This is a genomic window from Streptomyces sp. NPDC006997 (genome assembly GCF_040635175.1).
Taxonomy (GTDB): Bacteria; Actinomycetota; Actinomycetes; order Streptomycetales; family Streptomycetaceae; genus Streptomyces.
This window is the reverse complement of sequence record NZ_JBEYHH010000033.1, coordinates 58,768-77,410: the sequence shown is the minus strand read 5'-3', so window position 1 is coordinate 77,410 and position 18,643 is coordinate 58,768. Positions and strand designations below refer to the sequence as shown.

Sequence of the window (18,643 nt, the reverse complement as noted above, 5' to 3'; positions counted from 1 at the left end):
AACTTCCACACGATCCCGTTGAGGACCCTTCGGTCGTCCAACCGCCTCCGGCCCCGCAAGGGCACAGGCAGCAGTGGCCGGACGAACTCCCACTCAGCATCGGACAGTTCATGGCGACGTATCACCCGACCATGATCCACCACTCAAGATTAATTGAAGACACGACCTAAGGACCACAGCTGAGAGCACGGGCGCCCATGGACGCCCAGTGAGGCCCCCGTGCGGGCGGTGGAGACCCGAGAGCTCCACCGCCCACGGCTCTTCTACTGATCAGTCGACCACCGGCAGGTACACCTTGTTCCCGCCCGCCGCGAACTCCTTCGACTTCTGGAGCATCCCCGCCGCGATGTCCTCCCGAGACGCCCCCTCAGTCGCCGCACCACCGAACCGCTCTGTGATGCTTTGGCTAATCTTCATCGAGCAGAACTTGGGCCCGCACATCGAGCAGAAGTGCGCTGTCTTGGCGGGCTCGGCTGGCAGGGTCTCGTCGTGGAACTCCCGTGCCGTGTCCGGGTCGAGGGCCAGGTTGAACTGGTCCTCCCACCGGAACTCGAAACGGGCGTCGGACAGAGCGTCGTCCCACTCCTGTGCACCGGGGTGCCCCTTGGCGAGGTCGGCTGCGTGGGCGGCGATCTTGTAGGTGATGACGCCGGTCTTGACGTCGTCACGGTTGGGTAGGCCCAGGTGTTCCTTGGGTGTGACGTAGCAGAGCATGGCCGTACCCCACCAGGCGATCATCGCGGCACCGATGCCGGAGGTGATGTGGTCGTACGCCGGAGCGACGTCCGTCGTCAGCGGGCCGAGCGTATAGAACGGAGCCCCATCACAGATCTCCTGCTGAAGGTCGATGTTCTCCTTGATCTTGTGCATCGGGACGTGTCCCGGGCCCTCGATCATCGTCTGTACGTTCAAACGCTTGGCGATCTGGTTGAGTTCCCCGAGCGTGCGCAACTCCGCGAACTGCGCCTCGTCGTTGGCGTCCGCGATCGAGCCCGGCCGCAGCCCGTCCCCGAGGGAGTAGGTGACGTCGTAGGCGGCGAGGATCTCGCAGAGTTCCTCGAAGTTCTCGTACAGGAAGCTCTCCTTGTGGTGCGCCAGGCACCACGCGGCCATGATGGAGCCGCCGCGGGAGACGATGCCGGTCTTGCGGTTGGCGGTCAGCGGGACGTAGGGCAGGCGCACGCCCGCGTGGACGGTCATGTAGTCCACGCCTTGTTCGGCCTGTTCGACGACCGTGTCCTTGTAGATCTCCCAGGTCAGCTCCTCGGCCCTGCCGTCGACCTTCTCCAGGGCCTGGTAGAGCGGCACCGTGCCGATCGGGACGGGGGAGTTGCGCAGCACCCACTCGCGGGTGGTGTGGATGTTGCGGCCGGTGGACAGGTCCATGACCGTGTCGGCGCCCCAGCGGGTCGCCCAGGTCATCTTCTCGACCTCCTCCTCGATGGAGGACGTCACCGCGGAGTTGCCGATGTTGGCGTTGACCTTCACCAGGAACCGTTTACCGATGATCATCGGCTCGATCTCCGGGTGGTTGACGTTGGCGGGCAGCACGGCTCGTCCCGCCGCGATCTCCTCGCGGACCACCTCGGGAGAAACGTTCTCCCGAAGCGCCACGAACTCCATCTCCGGCGTGATCTCCCCTCGGCGTGCGTACGCGAGCTGGGTGACCGCCGTGCCGTCGCGGCCTCGACGTGGCTGCCGCGGCCGACCGGGGAAGACCGCGTCCAGGTTGCGCAGCCCGCCACGCGGCGAGGTGTGCTTGATCCCGTCGTCCTCGGGACGGACGGGGCGACCCGCGTACTCCTCGGTGTCACCGCGGGCGATGATCCAGTTCTCGCGCAGCGGCGACAGACCCCTGCGGACGTCCGTGTCGACGAGTGGATCGGTGTACGGGCCGGATGTGTCGTACAGCGTGACCGACTGCCCGTTGGTGAGATGCACCTGACGGACCGGCACCTGTATGTCGGGGCGGGAGCCCGCGACATACGCCTTGTGCCAGCCGATGGACTTCCCGGCCCCGGCAGACTCCGTGTCGCTGGAGGTCTGCGCGGAGGCAGGCGTGCGTACGTCCTTGTTGGCCATGAGACCTACTCCCTACGCCGGCATTACCCGGTAACAGGTTCGGCGGTCGACGCAGCGGTTTCCGTCTGCCGATGTCCCGTGTGAAACATCACTCGACTTGGGTGACGTTTCATGTGAAACATCGCTGGGACGGAGGTCAGCGCCCTCTCAGCCCGGTGCTCCGAGCTCCCGCGTTTACAAAGGTGACTCCACGCTAGCGCCAATTCGGGCGCGGTGAACAGAGGGCCTCTGCCGTTCTTGCGATGATCGGTCGGTGACCACGACGCAGCATCCTCCGTTCCCACCGCCCGAACCACCCCGCAGGCCCGCCCCCAGAACCGGCAACACCGCCGCTCGGGGCCAGGGGTCTTCGGGGTCCGGGTACGGCGGCGAGGGCGGGTACGGAGCCGGTGGCGGGCCCAGCGGTGGACCTGGCGGCGGGTACGGCGGAGGGCACGGAGCGGGCAGCGGGTCTGGGGCAGGTTCCGGGAGCGGTGGTGCTTCCGGTGGCTCTGGCGGGCAGGGGGCCGGTGGGAACGGCGGACACGGCTCCGGCGGTCACGGTGGGCACGGTCCCGGAGGTGGGCACGGGCACGGGCACGCGCACAGTCACGGGCCCGCCACGCCGGTCTCCCAACATCTACGCAAGGTGATCGCGGCGATCCTCATCCCGTTCACCGCCGCGGTCGCCATCGGTCTCGCCGTACTGTGGCCCGGCGGCGCCCCCGCGCACGAGCGCACCGGCGTCGGTTTCGACCGGCAGACCCAGCAGGCCACGGTCACCAAGGTGGAGACCCTGAGCTGCTCCTCCGTGAACGGCTCGTCGCCTCCCCCGACCGGCGACACCTCCACCGCCGAGGGTTCCTCCGCGCAGCAACAGGCGGACGGCACCTGCAAGAAGGCGACGATCCGGATCGACACCGGCAAGGACAGCGGTCGTACGTTCACCGAGATCGTGCAGCCGGACCAGTCCCGTCAGTTGCACGAGGGCCAGGAGGTCGTGGTCGCCTACGAGCCCTCGGCACCCAAGGACCTGCAGTACTCGGTGACCGACGTGAACCGCAGGCTGCCCCTGGCCCTGCTCGCCGGCATCTTCGCGCTCGCCGTCGTGGTCGTCGGGCGGTTGCGGGGCGTCATGTCGCTGGTGGCGCTGGCCACCAGCTTCCTGGTACTGAACTTCTTCATCCTGCCCGCGATCCTCCAGGGCTCGAACCCGCTGCTCGTAGCGATCATCGGGGCGAGCGCCATCATGCTGATGGCGCTGTACCTGTGCCACGGCCTGTCCGCCCGTACCTCCGTGGCGGTACTCGGCACCCTGGTCTCACTGCTGCTGATCGGCGTCCTCGGCTCGCTGTTCATCGACTGGGCCGCGCTCACCGGCAACACCGACGACAACACCGGCCTGATCCACGGCCTGTATCCGACGATCGACATGAGCGGTCTGCTGCTCGCCGGGATCATCATCGGTTCGCTCGGCGTCCTGGACGACGTGACCGTCACACAGACCTCCGCCGTGTGGGAGCTGCACGAGGCGAACCCGACGATGGGCTGGCGCGGCCTGTACCGCGCGGGCATCCGCATCGGCCGGGACCACATCGCGTCCGTCGTCAACACGCTCGTCCTCGCGTACGCCGGTGCCGCGCTGCCGCTGCTGCTGCTCTTCTCGATCGCGCAGAGCAGCGTGGGGGCGGTCGCCAACAGTGAGCTGGTCGCGGAGGAGATCGTGCGCACCCTGGTGGGCTCGATCGGCCTGGTGGCGTCGGTGCCGGTCACCACGGCGCTCGCGGCCCTGGTGGTGTCGGCCGACCGGCCGGGAACGCGACCGGGTCCGGATGCCGTACCGGCCGGGGCCCGCCAGGCTCCGGCGCCCGGCGGCCGGGGGCGTCGCCGGAAGCGCTGACCCGCCAGGCGGCTCCCCCTGAGGGAGGCGAAGCGTTACGCCACCTGTCTGGAGTAACGCTTCACCCAGCGCCCTGGTCCGCGAGGATGCGGTCGAGGGCCTCGTCGAGATGGGCGTCGAAGTCGCCGAGCGCGGCCTCCTGGCCCAACGGCACCAGTCTGTCGGTGCGGTCGAGGAACGCCACGAGCGGTGCCGACGAGGATCGGAACAGCGCGTGGTCGGCGCCGACCTGGAGCCGGATCAGGACCTCACCCAGCGCTTCGGGTGCGACCGGTGTGACCCGCACGTCGCCCTCGCCGCACGGCCGACCGACGCCGTCGATCAGCAGCTCGCGCCCGAACGCCCAGGTCACCGGGGCGTCCCCGGGCAGGTGGAAGGTCAGCCGCACGGCATAGGGATCACAGGTCTCGTAGCGCAACTCCACCGGGATGCGGAAGGAAAGCTCCTCGGAGATGAGGAAGCTCATCATGACCTCTGCCTGTACCGCCTGTACGGACTCGCGCATCGCCTACCCCGTCATGTGCCGTCGACTGGCCGGGAATGAACCCTGAACCCTGGAATCTTGCTGAATGTGTGCACCAGATCACAAGGAGTGAGTTTTCACATACTGATAGAGATCGCGAATGCGCCGAGGAATCGTTCGATCTCGTCCTGCAACTGCCCCGCCGCGGGGAGCAGCCGGTCAGCCTGGTGGGCCGGAAGCGAGATCGCCATCGTCGCGGCCGTCGTGCCCACGGTGATCGGGATCGCCGCGCAGACCGACCCGAGCGCGTACTCCTGCCGCTCGACCACCGGCTCCATGCGCTGGGTCCGCTCCAGCCGTCGGAGCAGGGCATGGTCGTCACGGATCGTGTACGGGGTGATCGACTGCACGGGGTAGCGGTCGAGGTGGTCGCGGCGGGCGCCGTCGTCGAGTTGGGACAGCAGGCACTGCCCGATGGCGTGCGCGTGTCCGGTCTCACGGAAGTCGGCCCACTCCTCCACGGCCGGGTTGCCCGGGGAGTCGGAGACGCACATGACGTCGATCTCGCCCTCGCGGTAGAGCGCGTAGTAGACGGGTACGCCGATGGTGTCCCGCCAGCGCGCGAGGGCGCCGAGGATCGTGCTGCGACGTTTCTGCTGGGCTCCGCTGCTGCTCAGCCGCTCGGCGGCCTCCCCGAGGAAGTACAGCCCCCGCTCACGGCGTAGGTAGCCCTCGTGGGCGAGGGTGCGCAGCAGGTGGTAGGCCGTGGGGAGGGCGAGGCCGGTCTCCCTGGCCAGTTGCTTGGCGGGGGCGCCGTGCTCGTGTCCGGTGACGCACTCCAGCAGGCGCATGGCGCGCTGCACGGAGCCGATGAGGGTGCTGGAGTGGGCGCTGGTGTGCGGCGACGTGGAGGGCGCGGAGGACTGTTGCGCCGAGGAGCACGTCGGGGCCACCGGCGCCGACGCGGTGGCCCGGCGCCGTGGGCCGGGGGCGGTCGCCACTCCCGCTGCAGCGGTCGCTGTCGCTGTCGTCGTCGGGGAGGGGTGCTCGGGTGGCCTGAAGCGCAGGCCCGGGGTGCGGACCGTGGTCGTCCGGGTGGCTGCGGCGGGTGCGTGGGGTTCTGGGTCGGTTGGGGCGGGTGCGGTGTCAGCCGTGGGCAAGAGTCACTCCCGAAGCGCGAGGGGGCTGTCCGTGCGGGGAACACGGGAGGGGGTGTGCGCCGCTCGCGGGGTCTTTCCCCGCGACGAGTTCTGGACTCTAACCGCCCGTTGCCGTTCTCAGACGGCCTGCGCGGGAAACTTCCCCCGCCCGAGGGAACCCGCGCATCCCGTTACCCGTCACCCCTGCCCGCGCCACCGCGCACCGGCCGCCCGCCCCGGCTCACCCGAGGCCGACCACCGCACCGCTCACGCGCCGCCGGAACCGGTCACCAGTCGCCGCGTGAGGAGGAGCTGGAGGTGAACTTGCGTACGACGTAGATGAGTCCGCCGACCAGGGCCACGAAGACCAGCAGTTTGAACAGCAGGCCGATCACGAACCCGATGACGCTGGCTATCAGGCCGCCGAACACGACCAGGGCGATGACCGGCACCGCGACCCACTTCACCCACCACGGAAGTCCCGCGAAGATCTCTCGCATTGCCTTCGTCCTGTCTCTCCGCCCGTCGCAGTTGCCGGGGCCGGTCGAGGGCCGGCCTTCGTGGTGCCGACCCTTTTCGTTGTCCTGCTTCGATGCTAGGGCGCCACGGGGATCAACGGGGGCCCCGCACCCCTTGTCCTCCCCTGACCGAACCCCTAGGGAACCCGGAGAGCGAGGCTCATCCCTCGGGCGGTGAGAACACCACCAGGACCCTGAGGTCCTCGCTGATGTGGTGGAACTTGTGGGCGACTCCGGCCGGGACGTAGATCACGCTGCCGCGCGCCACCTGCGTGGTCTCCATGCCGACCGTGATCGCGGCGCGCCCGCTGACGACGAAGTACACCTCGTCCTGGTTGTGGGGCTTCTGCGGGTCGGGCTCGCCCGCGTCCAGCGCGTACAGCCCGACCGACATGTTCCGCTCCCGCAGGAACTGGAGGTAGGCGCCCTCGTTGGCGGCGCGTTCCGCCTCCAGTTCGTCCAGCCGGAATGCCTTCATCGTCTTCGTCGCCCTCGCACCCGTACTCGTAACCGATCTCGTCTGCCACGATCAGACACATGATGAATTTCCTAGTCAAGACGATCGCCAACGCGGGCGCCCTGGCAGTGGCCGTGTGGCTGGTTGGCGAGATCACCCTGACCGGTGACAGCACTGGCAAGAAGATCGGCACCCTACTGCTCGTCGCACTGCTCTTCGGTCTGGTGAACTTCCTGGTCAAGCCCCTCGTGAAGCTGCTCAGCCTGCCGCTGCTCATCCTGACGCTCGGCCTGTTCACGCTGGTCGTGAACGCCCTGATGCTGCTGCTGACCTCGTGGCTGGCGGACAAGCTCGACCTGAGCTTCCACGTGGAGGGCTTCTGGACCGCCGTACTGGGAGGCCTGATCATCTCGATCGTCTCCTGGGCGCTGAACGTCGTCCTGCCCGACGGGGACTGAGCACATGACCTACCGCGTCTGTTTCGTCTGCACCGGCAACATCTGCCGTTCCCCGATGGCCGAGTCGGTCTTCCACGCGCGCGTGGCGGAGGCCGGGCTCGACGAGCTGATCGAGGCCGACAGCGCCGGTACGGGCGGCTGGCACGAGGGAGAGGGCGCCGACCCACGCGCGGCGGCCGTACTGGAAGAGCACGGCTATGCCGCCGAGCACACCGCACGGCGGTTCCAGGCGTCCTGGTTCACCCGGCTCGACCTCGTCATCGCCCTCGACTCCGGCCACCTGAGCGCCCTGCGCCGCCTCGCGCCCACCGAGCAGGACGCCGCCAAGGTGCGGCTGCTGCGCTCGTACGACCCCGCCGCGGGCGTCGACGACCTCGACGTACCGGATCCGTACTACGGGGGCACGGACGGTTTCGTGGAGTGTCTTGAGATGGTGGAGTCGGCGAGCACGGGCCTGCTCGCCGCGGTACGTGAGCAAGTGGAGGGACGCGCGGCATGAGCGAGGCGAACAGCGGTACGGGGCGGCAGCACGAGGACGGCGCACGCGCGCGTGAGGTCCTCTCCGGTACAACGGACCCCTCCGGCGAGAGCACGCGCGCCGTGCGGGCCGGGCTGCCGGAGCCGGTGAAGCACGAGCCGACCCTCCCCGGGCCGGTGTTCGCCGCGCACTTCCATCTGCCGGGCGACCCGACGGGCCCGTACACCTACGGTCGTGACGAGAACCCGACCTGGACCCATCTGGAGCGGGCGATCAGCGAGCTGGAGGCCCCGGGCGCGGACGGCGTCGAGACGCTGGCGTTCGCGTCCGGCATGGCCGCCATCTCCTCCGTGCTCTTCTCCCAGCTGCGCGCCGGGGACACGGTCGTGCTGCCCAGCGACGGCTACCAGGCGCTGCCGCTGGTGCGGGCGCAGCTGGAGGCGTACGGCATCGAGGTGCGCACCGCGCCCACCGGCGGTGACGGCCAGCTCGACGTCCTCGACGGCGCGCGGCTGCTGTGGATCGAGACGCCGTCGAACCCCGGGCTCGACGTGTGCGACCTGCGCAGGCTCGTCGGTGCGGCGCACGCGCATGGCGCCCTGGTCGCTGTCGACAACACGCTCGCGACGCCGCTCGGCCAGCGCCCGCTGGAACTCGGCGCCGACTTCTCCGTCGCCAGCGGCACCAAGCAGCTCACCGGGCACGGGGACATTCTTCTGGGGTACGTCACCGGCCGCGACGCCGAGGTCATGGCCGCCGTACGCCGCTGGCGCAAGATCGTCGGGGCGATCCCCGGGCCCATGGAGGCATGGCTCGCGCACCGGTCGATCGCCACGCTCGGGCTGCGCGTGGAGCGTCAGAACGCCACCGCCCTGGCCGTCGCCGAGGCGCTGCGCGACTGGCCGGAGCAGCTTGCTGTGCGCTACCCGGGGCTGCCGACCGACCCTTCCTACAAGATCGCCGCACAGCAGATGCGGGGCTACGGCTGCGTGGTGTCCTTCACGCTGCCCTCGCGCGCTCGCGCGGACCGTTTCCTCGACGGGTTGCGGCTGGTGGACGACGCGACGAGCTTCGGCGGTGTGCGGTCGACAGCCGAGCGGCGCGGTCGCTGGGGCGGGGACGCGGTGCCGGAGGGCTTCATCCGGATGTCGGTCGGCGCCGAAGACCCCGCGGATCTGGTGGCCGACGTGCTGCGGGCGCTGGAGGCGTCAGCGGAATGACCTCTGCCCGCACGCCCCCCGGGGGCGCGGGTACGGAAAGCGGACGGTCCGAGCCTCCCCCCTCGTGGCTCGGACCGTCCTCGGTTCCGCGCGCGAAGAACCGCGCGAACAAGGCTAGTTGACTCTGTGTCAGTGTCCAATCACAGTAGCGACAGGGGGCTATCGACATTTTTATAGTTGAGCCCTGTCCAAAGCTGAAGCAGGGCAGGAGAAGGGGTGGGGCACGCCATGGATCTGGCCTTGCTGCGCACGTTCGTCACTGTGCACCGGGCCGGTTCCTTCACCCGCGCCGCCGCCCTGCTGGGCCTGTCCCAGCCCGCTGTCACCTCGCAGATCCGCACGCTGGAACGGCAACTCGGCCGACCTCTGTTCCTACGGCAGTCGCGGGGTGTCACCCCGACGACCATCGGCGACGAACTCGCCCACAAGGCGGCACCGCATCTCGACGCCCTGGTGGAGATCGCCGAGAGCGGGCTCGACGACGACTCCTCCTTACGCACCCTGCATCTCGCAGGCCCACCGGAGTTCACCGCCGAGCGTGCCCTGCCCGCGCTGGTGGGACTGACCGGCGAGGACGGACAGCACCTCGCCCTGCGGGTGTCGTTCGGCAACGCTGAGGAGGCCTTGGAAGGGCTGTCCGCCGGACACCATGACCTGGCCATCAGCACGACCCAGCCGCGTGGCGCCCTCCTCACGGCGACCGCGCTCTGCGACGAGGAGCACGTCCTGGTCGCCGCGCCCCACTGGACCAAGGAGATCAGCCCCGGGAGGCTGCGCGGCAGGGGCGCCCTCGCCCTGGAACATGTCCCGGTCGTGGAGGTGCACGAGTCACTGCCCTTCATCTCCCGTTACTGGGCCTCCTTCTTCGACTCCCGCACCCCTGCGGCCGGGACCGTCATCGTGCCCGATCTGCGGGCGGTGCTCGCCTGCGCGAGCGCGGGTGCCGGACTCGCGGTGCTGCCCCGCTATCTGTGCGGGTCCGCCCTTGAGCGTGGGGACGTGGTCGCCCTGCACGAGCCCGCGGTGCCGCCGCTGCGTACCTACTTCCTGGTCGTGCGCACCGGCACCCTGGCCATGCCGCATATCGCGCGAGCCCATGAGTGGCTTCAGCGGGCCGCCGCCGACTGGTGTTGAAGTGAGCGGTCGGGGGTGTCCGGGGAGGCCCGCTTTCCGGGCTCGGCTAGTGACCTCTCGCGATGTTTCACGTGGAACCGTGCGGGCCACATTTCTTCCATGACCGTCCGACCCGTGGTCAAGCGCACCGCACGCGCCGTTCTTCTGGATGGCGGCGAACTGATCCTGATCAAGCGCACCAAGCCCGGCGTGGATCCTTACTGGGTCACTCCCGGGGGCGGGGTCGAGCCGGGGGACACCACCGTCGTCGACGCCCTGCACCGCGAGGTGTACGAGGAACTCGGCGCCAAGATCACCGACGTGGTCCCCTGCTTCGTGGACACCGTCGAGCACATCGGCGAGGACGGCGGCGCGACCGGGGTGAAGGTGCAGCACTTCTTCGTCTGCCGGTTGGAGTCCATGGACCCGGCCCTGCGGCATGGCCCCGAGGTGGATGAGCCGCTGGGCGAGTACGAGATCGTCCGCGTGCCCTTCACCCGCGTCGGAATCGCCTCCGTCCATCTCGTTCCGCTGTCGCTGCGGCACTATCTGGACGGCAACATCGAGGGCGTACGCGCGATGCACGCCCCTGACCTGGGCTGACCTGACGGCAGTCGGCTCGCGCCGTACGGCCGCTGATGTTTCACGTGAAACACCTCCTACCCACCCGAACACTGCGCGGCCAGTCTCCGCTTGACCAAAAGCGCGTACATCTCTTTCGAAACGGGTGGACGCCACCGGCATACGTTGACAGCCTGACCTGCGTGCCTACTCCTCCCCTCGCCGCTCTCCCCATCCGCCGACTGACGCTTCGCGATCTCCCCGCCTGCGCCGACTTGTCCGAGGACCGGGGGTGGCCGCGCGAGGAACACAAGTGGGGATTCCTTCTGACGGCCGGGAAGGGATACGGCATCGACGACCCCGAGGGGGGCCTCGTCAGCGCTTGTGTCGTCACGGAGTACGGAGTGCCGGTCCGCCCCGAGCTGGGTGCCATCGGCATGGTCCTGGTCGCTGAACGCCATGCCCGCCGAGGCGTCGGCCGTCGGCTGCTGCGCCACGTCCTCTCCTCGATGGGCACGACTCCCCTGACCCTGTACGCCACCCCTCACGGCCGACCGCTCTACGAGGAACTCGGGTTCAAGACCATCGGCCGCGCGGAGATGGTGAGTGGCCGTTTCACCCCCGGCGGACCGGAACCCAAGGTGGCCACCCGCCCGGCCACCGCCGAGGACCTCGCGGCGATCCTGCGGCTGGACGCCCAGGCGTTCGGTACGGATCGCACCCACATCATCACCCGGCTGCCCGCCTTCGCCGACCGGGTACGGGTTGCCGTGGCGGATGGCGAGATCATCGGCTACGCCGCCGCCTGGCCCAACATGGACACCCATGTGGTGGGCCCGTTGATCAGCCGCGACACGGAGACAGCGAAGGCCCTCATCACCTCGCTCGCCGCCCACACCGACCGGCCGCTGCGCACCGACATCGACGTACGGCACGCGGAACTGCTGGCCTGGGTGAAGGAACGCGGCCTCGCGACCATCGACTTCAACGCGGTCATGACGTACGGCGCGACGGACCTGCCCGGGGACTGGACCCGACGCTTCGCCCCGCTGACGGTAGCCACGGGCTGAGCGACCTCACCAGACACCGGTCCCTCAGCGAGGGACCGCGGTCCGCTGCTCAGAAGGACTGACGCCTGCCGTCACGACGGTGCTCGGGGCGGTACCGTCCCGTCGTTCCAGGACGGTCGACAGGACCGCGAGGCCCAGAGCAGCGGCGGCCAGCAGCGCGCCCACCCAGTTGGGGGCGGTGTAGCCGAGACCTGCCGAGATCACCAGCCCGCCAAGCCAGGCGGCCAGGGCGTTGCCGAGGTTGAAGGCGCCGATGTTCAGGGCGGAGGCCAGTGTCGGGGCGCCCTGCGCCTGGTCCAGGACGCGCTTCTGCAACGGCGGCACGGTGGCGAAGCCCAGCGCGCCGACCAGCGCGATGGAGAGGGCCGCGAGGACCTTGTGGTGTGCCGTGAGCGTGAACAGCGCGAGGACGATGGCGAGAGCGGCCAGGGAGACGTAGAGCATGGGCATCAGGGCGCGGTCGGCGAACCTGCCGCCGACGAGGTTGCCGCCCACCATCCCGAGGCCGAACAGGACCAGCAGCCAGGTGACAGAGGAGTCGGCGAACCCGGCGACGTCGGTCATCATCGGCGCGATGTAGGTGATGGCCGCGAAGACACCGCCGAAGCCGAGCACCGTCATCGCCATGGCGAGCAGGACCTGGACGTTCCGGAGGGCGGCCACCTCATGGCGGAACCGCACACCCTGCGCCCTCGGCAGGTCGGGGACGAGCCGGGCGACGCCGAGCAGGCCGAGTACACCGAGCCCGGCGACGAGGGCGAACGTCACGCGCCAGCCGACGGACTGCCCGACCAGTGTGCCCAGCGGGACACCCACGACGTTGGCGACGGTCAGCCCGGTGAACATCATCGCGATGGCTCCGGCCTTCTTGTCGGCGGAGACCAGTTCCGCGGCCACGACCGAGCCGATACCGAAGAAGGCACCGTGGGCGAGTGAGGCGACCACGCGGCCGATCAGCATGACCGCAAAGGCCGGGGCCAGGGCGGAGAGCAGGTTGCCGACGATGAACAGGCCCATCAGCAGCATCAGCATCCGCTTGCGGGAGACCTTCGTGCCGAGCACGGTCATCAAGGGTGCGCCGAACATCACGCCGAGGGCATAGCCGGTCACCAGGAAGCCGGCCGTGGGGATGGAGACCCCGAAGTCGCCAGCGACATCGGGCAGCAGCCCCATGATCACGAATTCGGTCGTGCCGATCCCGAAGGCCCCGATCGCGAGGGCCAGAAGCGCGAGAGGCATGGAGGGATACCTTTCAAGTAATTGCAGCAGCGCCTTTCATGCACGCACAATACTTGCATACGCGGGTTACATGCAACTGCCGTCTATTGCGGCGCTGCTCTATCCTTGGACTCAGCCGCTCCGGGACGAAGGAAGACGTCAATGACAGCGACGGACCCCGCGCTCACCGCCCTCGCCCAGGGCTGGTGCACCCTCTCCCTGCTGCACGGCAGGATCGAGGCGCGTATCGAGCGCGCCCTGCAGACCCACCACGGACTCAGTGCGCGTGAGTACTCCCTGCTCAACGTCCTCAGCCGACAGCACAACGGCGAGGGCGGTCACCTCCAGATGAAGCAGGTCGCCGACGCCGTCGTCCTCAGCCAGAGCGCCACGACCCGCCTCGTCACCCGCCTTGAGGACCGCGGTCTGCTGGAGCGCTACCTCTGCCCCACCGACCGCCGCGGTATCTACACCGACGTCACGGAAGCCGGTCTGAAGCTGCTGAACGAGGCACGGCCCACCCATGACGCCGCCCTGCGCAAGGCCCTGGACGAAGCCGCCACACACCCGGAACTCACCCCTCTGGTCCGCGTCGTGGAGTCCCTGAACGTGCCCGCCTAGGGTTTCGGGCATGGGAGTTCTCGAAATACGTGTCGCTGCCGCCGCCGATCTGCCCGCGATCGTCGACATGCTCGCTGACGACCCGCTGGGCGCCCAGCGCGAGTCCCCGGACGATCTAGCCCCCTACCGGACCGCGCTGGACCGTCTCAGCGCCGACCCGAACCAGCATCTGGTCGTCGCCGTCCGCGAAGGCCGCGTCGTCGGCACAGCTCACCGTCGTTCCGGGACTGTCACGCCGCGGTGCCACCCGGTCGATCATCGAGGGCGTTCGTGTCCACGCCGACGAGCGCGGCAACAGCCTGGGCACCCTGCTCATCGAGTGGGCCATCGACGAGTCCCGTCGACAGAACTGCCAGTTGGTGCAGCTGACCTCCGACAACACCCGCACGGACGCCCACCGTTTCTACGAGCGGCTCGGCTTCCAGGCATCGCACACCGGCCTCAAACTCCCGCTCTGACAGCAGGCGGCGTCCCGTTTCACGTGAAACAGGACGCCGTCGTTCGCCACGCAGCCCACGAACCAGCTTCAGCCGATCCCTCGCCAGCCGTCGGGGTCCACACCGCCCGGCACCGGCGCCTGTACGTCGTAGGGCTGGCGGGTGAACACAAACGACCCCAGGTCGAGATGGCTCACGGTTCCGTCCACCTGCCGTACGGCCCGCAGCAACTCGCCGGCGTAGTAGCCCTCCAGTCCGGTCCAGGTGCCATCGCCGTTCGCCCGGAACCGTGAGCGGCGGCCAGTGCCGGACAACGGCTCCAGCGAGATCAGTCCATCGGCCGTCACCCGAAGCCCGAACCCGTACGTCCCCCAGTACCACTGCCCCGCCAGCTCCAGCGTGGCCGGTTCGACCTCCCGCAGGGGCCGCCAGGGCTCCGGAATCCGCGGCTCGGCCTCGGCGACGATCCGTACGAGATCGGCACCGACAGTCGATGCCAACGGCCCCGAGGTGCAGTTCGTCAGCACCACCGCCGCCACGTCGTCCGCGACGGCGATGACCAGGCTGGCCAGAAAGCCCGGCAGCGAGCCCGCATGGCCCACCAGCAAGCGGCCGTCACGATGCCGGATCTCCAGTCCGAGTCCATAGGAGTAACCGTCTGCCACATCCGCCGCCTCGACCGACGCGGCCGGTGCCCGCATCTCCTGGACGCTCTCCTGGCTCAGCACCCGGTCGTCCCCCCGCATCAGAAAAACGGCGAAGCGCGCCAGATCAGCGGTGGTCGACCAGAGCTGACCTGCCGCCGCCATCCGCCCCAGATCCTCGGTGGGCTCCGGCAACATCACATCCGCCCAGGGGTGCACCGCCCAACCGCCCGCATGGGACGACTGCGGCCGTACGCTCGTCCGACTCAGCTCCAGGGGTTCGAGCACTTCCCGCCGAAGTACGTCGGGCCACGAAGCGCCCCGCGCCTTCTCAACCAGCGCGCCCAGCAGGGTGTAGCCCGGGTTCGAGTAGTGGAACCGACGGCCCACGGGGTGCCGGAAAGGCTGCTCACCGAGCACATCGGCAAGCTCCGGCCGCAGGGACCCGGGTGTGCGCTCCCACCACGGACCGGGCGACTCGGCCGCGAGCCCACCGCTGTGCGCGAGCAACTCGGCGATCGTGACCGCGCCCGCGCCGGTCCCCGGCAGATGCTTCTCCAACGGATCCGTGAGGTCGAGCAGTCCCTCGTCCCGCAGCCGGAGCACCAGCACCGCGGTGAACGTCTTCGTGATCGAGCCGATCCGGTACTGCACGTTCTCGTCCGGCGCATGGCCGTCCATGGAACTCCGTGCCCCGTGCCAGACCACCCGCCCACCCCGAGCAACCGCAGCGACCAGCGACGGCGCCCTCCCCTCCGACTGGGCCACGGCGATCCGGTGCAGCAACGCCCTTTGCGTACCCGCAAGCAGGTTGTCCTGAGCAGTCGTCATACCGTCAGTCCACCCCGCCAGCCGCCCGCACGTCGAGCCCATTGACCCGGGGCTCGTCAGAGCATCAGGTCTGTGCCATGTCCACGAAACGCGAGTAGTGCCCCTGGAAAGCGACCGTGATGGTCGCCGTGGGGCCGTTTCGGTGCTTGGCCACGATCAGGTCCGCCTCACCGGCGCGTGGTGACTCCTTCTCGTAGGCGTCCTCACGGTGCAGGAGGATCACCATGTCGGCGTCCTGCTCGATGGAGCCGGACTCACGCAGGTCGGAGACCATCGGCTTCTTGTCCGTGCGTTGTTCAGGGCCACGGTTCAGCTGGGAGAGCGCGATGACAGGAAGTTCCAGCTCCTTGGCGAGCAGCTTCAGGTTTCGGGACATGTCCGAGACCTCCTGCTGACGGCTCTCGGCGCGCTTGGAACCGCCTGACTGCATCAGCTGGAGGTAGTCGATGACCACCAGCCGCAGGTCGTTGCGCTGCTTCAGCCGACGGCACTTGGCCCGGATCTCCATCATCGACAGGTTGGGCGAGTCGTCGATGTAGAGCGGTGCGGCGGAGACGTCCGGCATCCGGCGTGCCAGGCGGGTCCAGTCCTCGTCGGTCATCGTGCCGGAGCGCATGTGGTGCAGCGCGACCCGGGCCTCAGCGGACAGCAGACGCATGGCGATCTCGTTACGGCCCATCTCCAGGGAGAAGATGACGCTCGGCAGGTTGTTCTTGATGGACGCCGCGCGGGCGAAGTCGAGCGCGAGCGTCGACTTGCCCATCGCCGGGCGCGCGGCGATGACGATCATCTGCCCGGGGTGCAGACCGTTGGTGAGGGAGTCGAAGTCGGTGAACCCGGTGGGCACACCGGTCATCTCGCCGCTGCGGGAGCCGATCGCCTCGATCTCGTCGAGGGCGCCCTCCATGATGTCGCCGAGCGGCAGGTAGTCCTCGCTGGTGCGCTGCTCGGTAACCGCGTAGATCTCGGCCTGGGCGCGGTTGACGATCTCGTCGACGTCGTCGTCGGCCGCGTATCCCATCTGGGTGATACGGGTTCCGGCCTCGACCAACCGTCGCAGGACCGCGCGCTCGTGCACGATCTCCGCGTAGAACTCGGCGTTCGCCGCCGTCGGCACCGTCTGGACCAGCGAGTGGAGGTAGGCCGCACCGCCGACCTTGTTGATCTCACCGCGCTTGGTCAGTTCGGCGGCGATGGTGATCGGGTCGGCCGGTTCGCCCCGGGCGTAGACGTCGAGGACGGACTGGTAGATCGTCTCGTGCGCGGGTTTGTAGAAGTCGTGGCCCTTGAGGATCTCCACGACGTCCGCGATGGCGTCCTTGGACAGGAGCATTCCGCCGAGGACGGACTGCTCGGCGTTGAGGTCCTGGGGCGGCACCCGCTCGAAGGAGGAGCCTCCGCCGTCCCACCCGGGGCTGTCCGGGCCGCGGTCGTGCTGCTCGTCCCGGCCTCGGCCTCCGTCGCCACGGCGACGGGACGCGGGCAGACGATCACTGGGGCCGCTGTCGGCCCACGGGTCGTCCAAGGGCTCGGAAATACTCACCGAGCCACCTCCTCCCGTCCGCCGAGCGGACCTCGCCGTGCCCCTCATTTCTACGGCACGGCACCGACAATCCGAGAAGCCCAACTCCACTTGTGACGCGTCGGTTTTGTGATGGTTTAGCTGCCGACAGACGGAGCGGGCGCCGGACAACCGTAGGCCCCCTGGCACCGTCAGCCAATCTGGTTATCCACAGGCCATGTGGACGACGACCCGGATGCTGTGGAGAACTCGACAAATCCTGTGCACGACGCGGTGGACAGCCCTGTGAACAAGCTCCGCGGGTTCCCTGGAGAACGCCCCTGACCTGCCGTTTTCCCGTCCACCGGCTGTGCAGAACAAAAACTTCCCCGGTCGGCTCAAGATCCTTCCGGAGTGTGTGCGAGAGTACACAGCGCGAGACCATACGTAAGGGTCGCACCATGATTGCATCTCTTACCTGTGGAAGATTAGATTGGTGCTCATGACACAGGCTCCCGCGATCACCCGCGCCGCACGGCGACAGCACGACCGAGAGATCGTCGCGCTGGCCGTTCCGGCCTTCGGCGCGCTGGTCGCCGAGCCCTTGTTCGTCTTGGCAGACAGCGCCATCGTGGGCCATCTCGGCACCGCGCAGCTCGCCGGACTCGGCGTCGCCTCCGCCCTCCTCACCACCGCTGTGAGCGTGTTCGTCTTCCTCGCCTACGCCACCACCGCCGCCGTCGCCCGACGCGTCGGCGCAGGCGATCTCCCGGCCGCGATCCGCCAGGGAATGGACGGCATCTGGCTCGCCCTGCTGCTCGGCGCCACGGTCATCGCCATCGTCCTGCCCACCGCACCGGCACTCGTCGACCTCTTCGGGGCCTCCGACACCGCGGCCTCCTACGCCACCACCTACCTCAGAATCTCCTCCCTCGGCATCCCCGCCATGCTCGTGGTCCTCGCCGCCACCGGTGTACTCCGCGGACTCCAGGACACCAGAACGCCCCTGTACGTCGCCATCGCGGGCTTCGTCACCAACGCGGCCCTCAACGTGGTCCTCGTCTACGGTGTCGGCCTGGGCATCGCGGGCTCGGCCTGGGGCACTGTCATCGCCCAGTGCGGGATGGCTGCGGTGTATCTCCTCGTCGTCATCCGCGGTGCCCGTAAACATGGGGCCGCGCTGCGCCCCGACCTCGCCGGCATCAGGGCATCAGCCCAGGCCGGGGTGCCACTGCTGGTCCGTACGCTCTCCCTGCGGGCCATCCTCATGATCGCGACGGCCGTCGCCGCCCGCCTCGGGGACGCCGATATCGCGGCGCACCAGATCATCCTGTCCCTGTGGAGCCTGCTGGCCTTCGCCCTCGACGCCATCGCCATCGCCGGACAGGCCATCATCGGCCGCTGTCTCGGTGCCGGTGACGCCCAGGGTGCGCGCGACGTGTGCCGCCGTATGGTCCAGTGGGGCGTCGCGGCAGGGGTCGTCCTCGGGGTCCTGGTCGTCCTGACGCGCCCCCTCTTCCTGCCGCTGTTCACCAGCGACTCCCTGGTGAAGGACGCCGCGCTGCCTGCGTTGATCGTCGTGGCGGTCTGCCAGCCCATCAGCGGGGTGGTCTTCGTCCTGGACGGCGTACTCATGGGCGCGGGCGACGGCCCTTATCTCGCCTGGGCCATGCTCCTCACCCTGGCGGTCTTCGCCCCCGTGGCGCTTCTCGTGCCCACCTTCGGCGGTGGCCTCACCGCGCTCTGGGTGGCGATGAACCTGATGATGACGGTCCGGATGCTCACCCTGTGGGTGCGCACTCGCTCAGGCCGCTGGCTGGTGACCGGCGCGACGCGCTGACGCGGGCAGGCGCGTCGTTTCACGTGAAACAACCACCGGGTCGGATCTCACCAGCACGTCCTTAGTGGGCGGTTCGCGAACCGCCCACTAAGTGACAGCCTCCTGGCCACGCA

Annotated in this window: 18 protein-coding genes, 1 pseudogene and 1 riboswitch; of the genes and pseudogenes, 10 read left to right on the top strand and 9 right to left on the bottom strand. The window is 68.9% G+C overall.

The features are described from left to right. The coding region (locus ABZ659_RS28125; protein ID WP_360225212.1) for a transposase at window positions 1–125 on the bottom strand (125 nt) is incomplete at its 3' end. A 145-nt stretch (window positions 126–270) separates the two neighbouring features. Further along, entirely contained in the window at window positions 271–2,082 is a 1,812-nt protein-coding gene (gene thiC, locus ABZ659_RS28120; protein ID WP_360225202.1) for a phosphomethylpyrimidine synthase ThiC, read from the bottom strand. Continuing rightward, a riboswitch (TPP riboswitch) is annotated at window positions 2,075–2,264 on the bottom strand. It overlaps the preceding gene by 8 nt. A 71-nt stretch (window positions 2,265–2,335) precedes the next feature. Here thiC and ABZ659_RS28115 point away from each other — a divergent pair. Beyond that, on the top strand, window positions 2,336–3,961 hold the full coding sequence (locus ABZ659_RS28115) for a YibE/F family protein (RefSeq protein WP_360225200.1): 1,626 nt from the start codon (window positions 2,336–2,338) through the stop codon (window positions 3,959–3,961). Window positions 3,962–4,022: 61 nt separating this feature from the next. Here ABZ659_RS28115 and ABZ659_RS28110 read toward each other — a convergent pair whose 3' ends face one another. The 4 genes from ABZ659_RS28110 to ABZ659_RS28095 form a co-directional block, all read right to left on the bottom strand. After that, complete coding sequence (locus ABZ659_RS28110; RefSeq protein ID WP_360225198.1) at window positions 4,023–4,466, bottom strand: SsgA family sporulation/cell division regulator; 444 nt, start codon at window positions 4,464–4,466, stop codon at window positions 4,023–4,025. A 95-nt stretch (window positions 4,467–4,561) separates the two neighbouring features. Further along, complete coding sequence (locus ABZ659_RS28105) at window positions 4,562–5,296, bottom strand: helix-turn-helix domain-containing protein (RefSeq protein WP_360225210.1); 735 nt, start codon at window positions 5,294–5,296, stop codon at window positions 4,562–4,564. A gap of 554 nt (window positions 5,297–5,850) precedes the next feature. Further along, window positions 5,851–6,063, bottom strand: a complete 213-nt coding sequence (locus ABZ659_RS28100; protein ID WP_360225196.1) for a DUF5326 family protein — start codon at window positions 6,061–6,063, stop codon at window positions 5,851–5,853. 178 nt (window positions 6,064–6,241) lie between these two features. Continuing rightward, window positions 6,242–6,559, bottom strand: coding sequence for a cupin domain-containing protein (locus ABZ659_RS28095; RefSeq protein WP_360225194.1), 318 nt, complete (start codon window positions 6,557–6,559; stop codon window positions 6,242–6,244). Window positions 6,560–6,618: 59 nt separating this feature from the next. Between ABZ659_RS28095 and ABZ659_RS28090 the strand changes: the two genes are divergently transcribed. From ABZ659_RS28090 to ABZ659_RS28065, 6 genes are all read left to right on the top strand, one after another. Then, complete coding sequence (locus tag ABZ659_RS28090; protein ID WP_360225192.1) at window positions 6,619–6,996, top strand: phage holin family protein; 378 nt, start codon at window positions 6,619–6,621, stop codon at window positions 6,994–6,996. Between the two features lie 4 nt (window positions 6,997–7,000). Beyond that, window positions 7,001–7,495: a low molecular weight protein-tyrosine-phosphatase gene (locus ABZ659_RS28085; protein ID WP_360225190.1), complete on the top strand. Its 495-nt coding sequence runs from the start codon at window positions 7,001–7,003 to the stop codon at window positions 7,493–7,495. Then, window positions 7,492–8,694: a cystathionine gamma-lyase gene (locus ABZ659_RS28080; protein ID WP_360225188.1), complete on the top strand. Its 1,203-nt coding sequence runs from the start codon at window positions 7,492–7,494 to the stop codon at window positions 8,692–8,694. The genes ABZ659_RS28085 and ABZ659_RS28080 overlap by 4 nt, the downstream gene beginning before the upstream one ends. A 228-nt stretch (window positions 8,695–8,922) precedes the next feature. Beyond that, window positions 8,923–9,828: a LysR family transcriptional regulator gene (locus ABZ659_RS28075; RefSeq protein WP_360225186.1), complete on the top strand. Its 906-nt coding sequence runs from the start codon at window positions 8,923–8,925 to the stop codon at window positions 9,826–9,828. 99 nt (window positions 9,829–9,927) lie between these two features. Then, window positions 9,928–10,410 carry an NUDIX hydrolase gene (locus ABZ659_RS28070; RefSeq protein ID WP_360225184.1) on the top strand — a complete coding sequence of 161 codons (483 nt, stop codon included), beginning with the start codon at window positions 9,928–9,930 and terminating at the stop codon, window positions 10,408–10,410. 161 nt (window positions 10,411–10,571) lie between these two features. Continuing rightward, window positions 10,572–11,438 (top strand): GNAT family N-acetyltransferase, encoded by an 867-nt coding sequence (locus tag ABZ659_RS28065; protein ID WP_360225182.1) that lies wholly within the window; start codon window positions 10,572–10,574, stop codon window positions 11,436–11,438. A 24-nt stretch (window positions 11,439–11,462) separates the two neighbouring features. Here the strand turns inward: ABZ659_RS28065 and ABZ659_RS28060 are convergent, their stop codons facing one another. Continuing rightward, entirely contained in the window at window positions 11,463–12,677 is a 1,215-nt protein-coding gene (locus ABZ659_RS28060) for an MFS transporter (protein WP_360225180.1), read from the bottom strand. A gap of 141 nt (window positions 12,678–12,818) precedes the next feature. On the opposite strand from ABZ659_RS28060, the gene ABZ659_RS28055 reads away from it, so the two are divergent. Beyond that, window positions 12,819–13,277 carry a MarR family transcriptional regulator gene (locus ABZ659_RS28055; protein WP_360225178.1) on the top strand — a complete coding sequence of 153 codons (459 nt, stop codon included), beginning with the start codon at window positions 12,819–12,821 and terminating at the stop codon, window positions 13,275–13,277. A 10-nt stretch (window positions 13,278–13,287) separates the two neighbouring features. After that, a pseudogene (locus ABZ659_RS28050) lies at window positions 13,288–13,735 on the top strand (GNAT family N-acetyltransferase). Between the two features lie 68 nt (window positions 13,736–13,803). Here ABZ659_RS28050 and ABZ659_RS28045 read toward each other — a convergent pair. Continuing rightward, complete coding sequence (locus ABZ659_RS28045) at window positions 13,804–15,189, bottom strand: serine hydrolase domain-containing protein (protein ID WP_360225176.1); 1,386 nt, start codon at window positions 15,187–15,189, stop codon at window positions 13,804–13,806. Window positions 15,190–15,253: 64 nt separating this feature from the next. After that, window positions 15,254–16,732: a replicative DNA helicase gene (gene dnaB, locus ABZ659_RS28040; RefSeq protein ID WP_360225174.1), complete on the bottom strand. Its 1,479-nt coding sequence runs from the start codon at window positions 16,730–16,732 to the stop codon at window positions 15,254–15,256. Window positions 16,733–17,192: 460 nt separating this feature from the next. On the opposite strand from dnaB, the gene ABZ659_RS28035 reads away from it, so the two are divergent. Next, complete coding sequence (locus tag ABZ659_RS28035; protein ID WP_360225172.1) at window positions 17,193–18,530, top strand: MATE family efflux transporter; 1,338 nt, start codon at window positions 17,193–17,195, stop codon at window positions 18,528–18,530. Window positions 18,531–18,643: the final 113 nt, after the last annotated feature.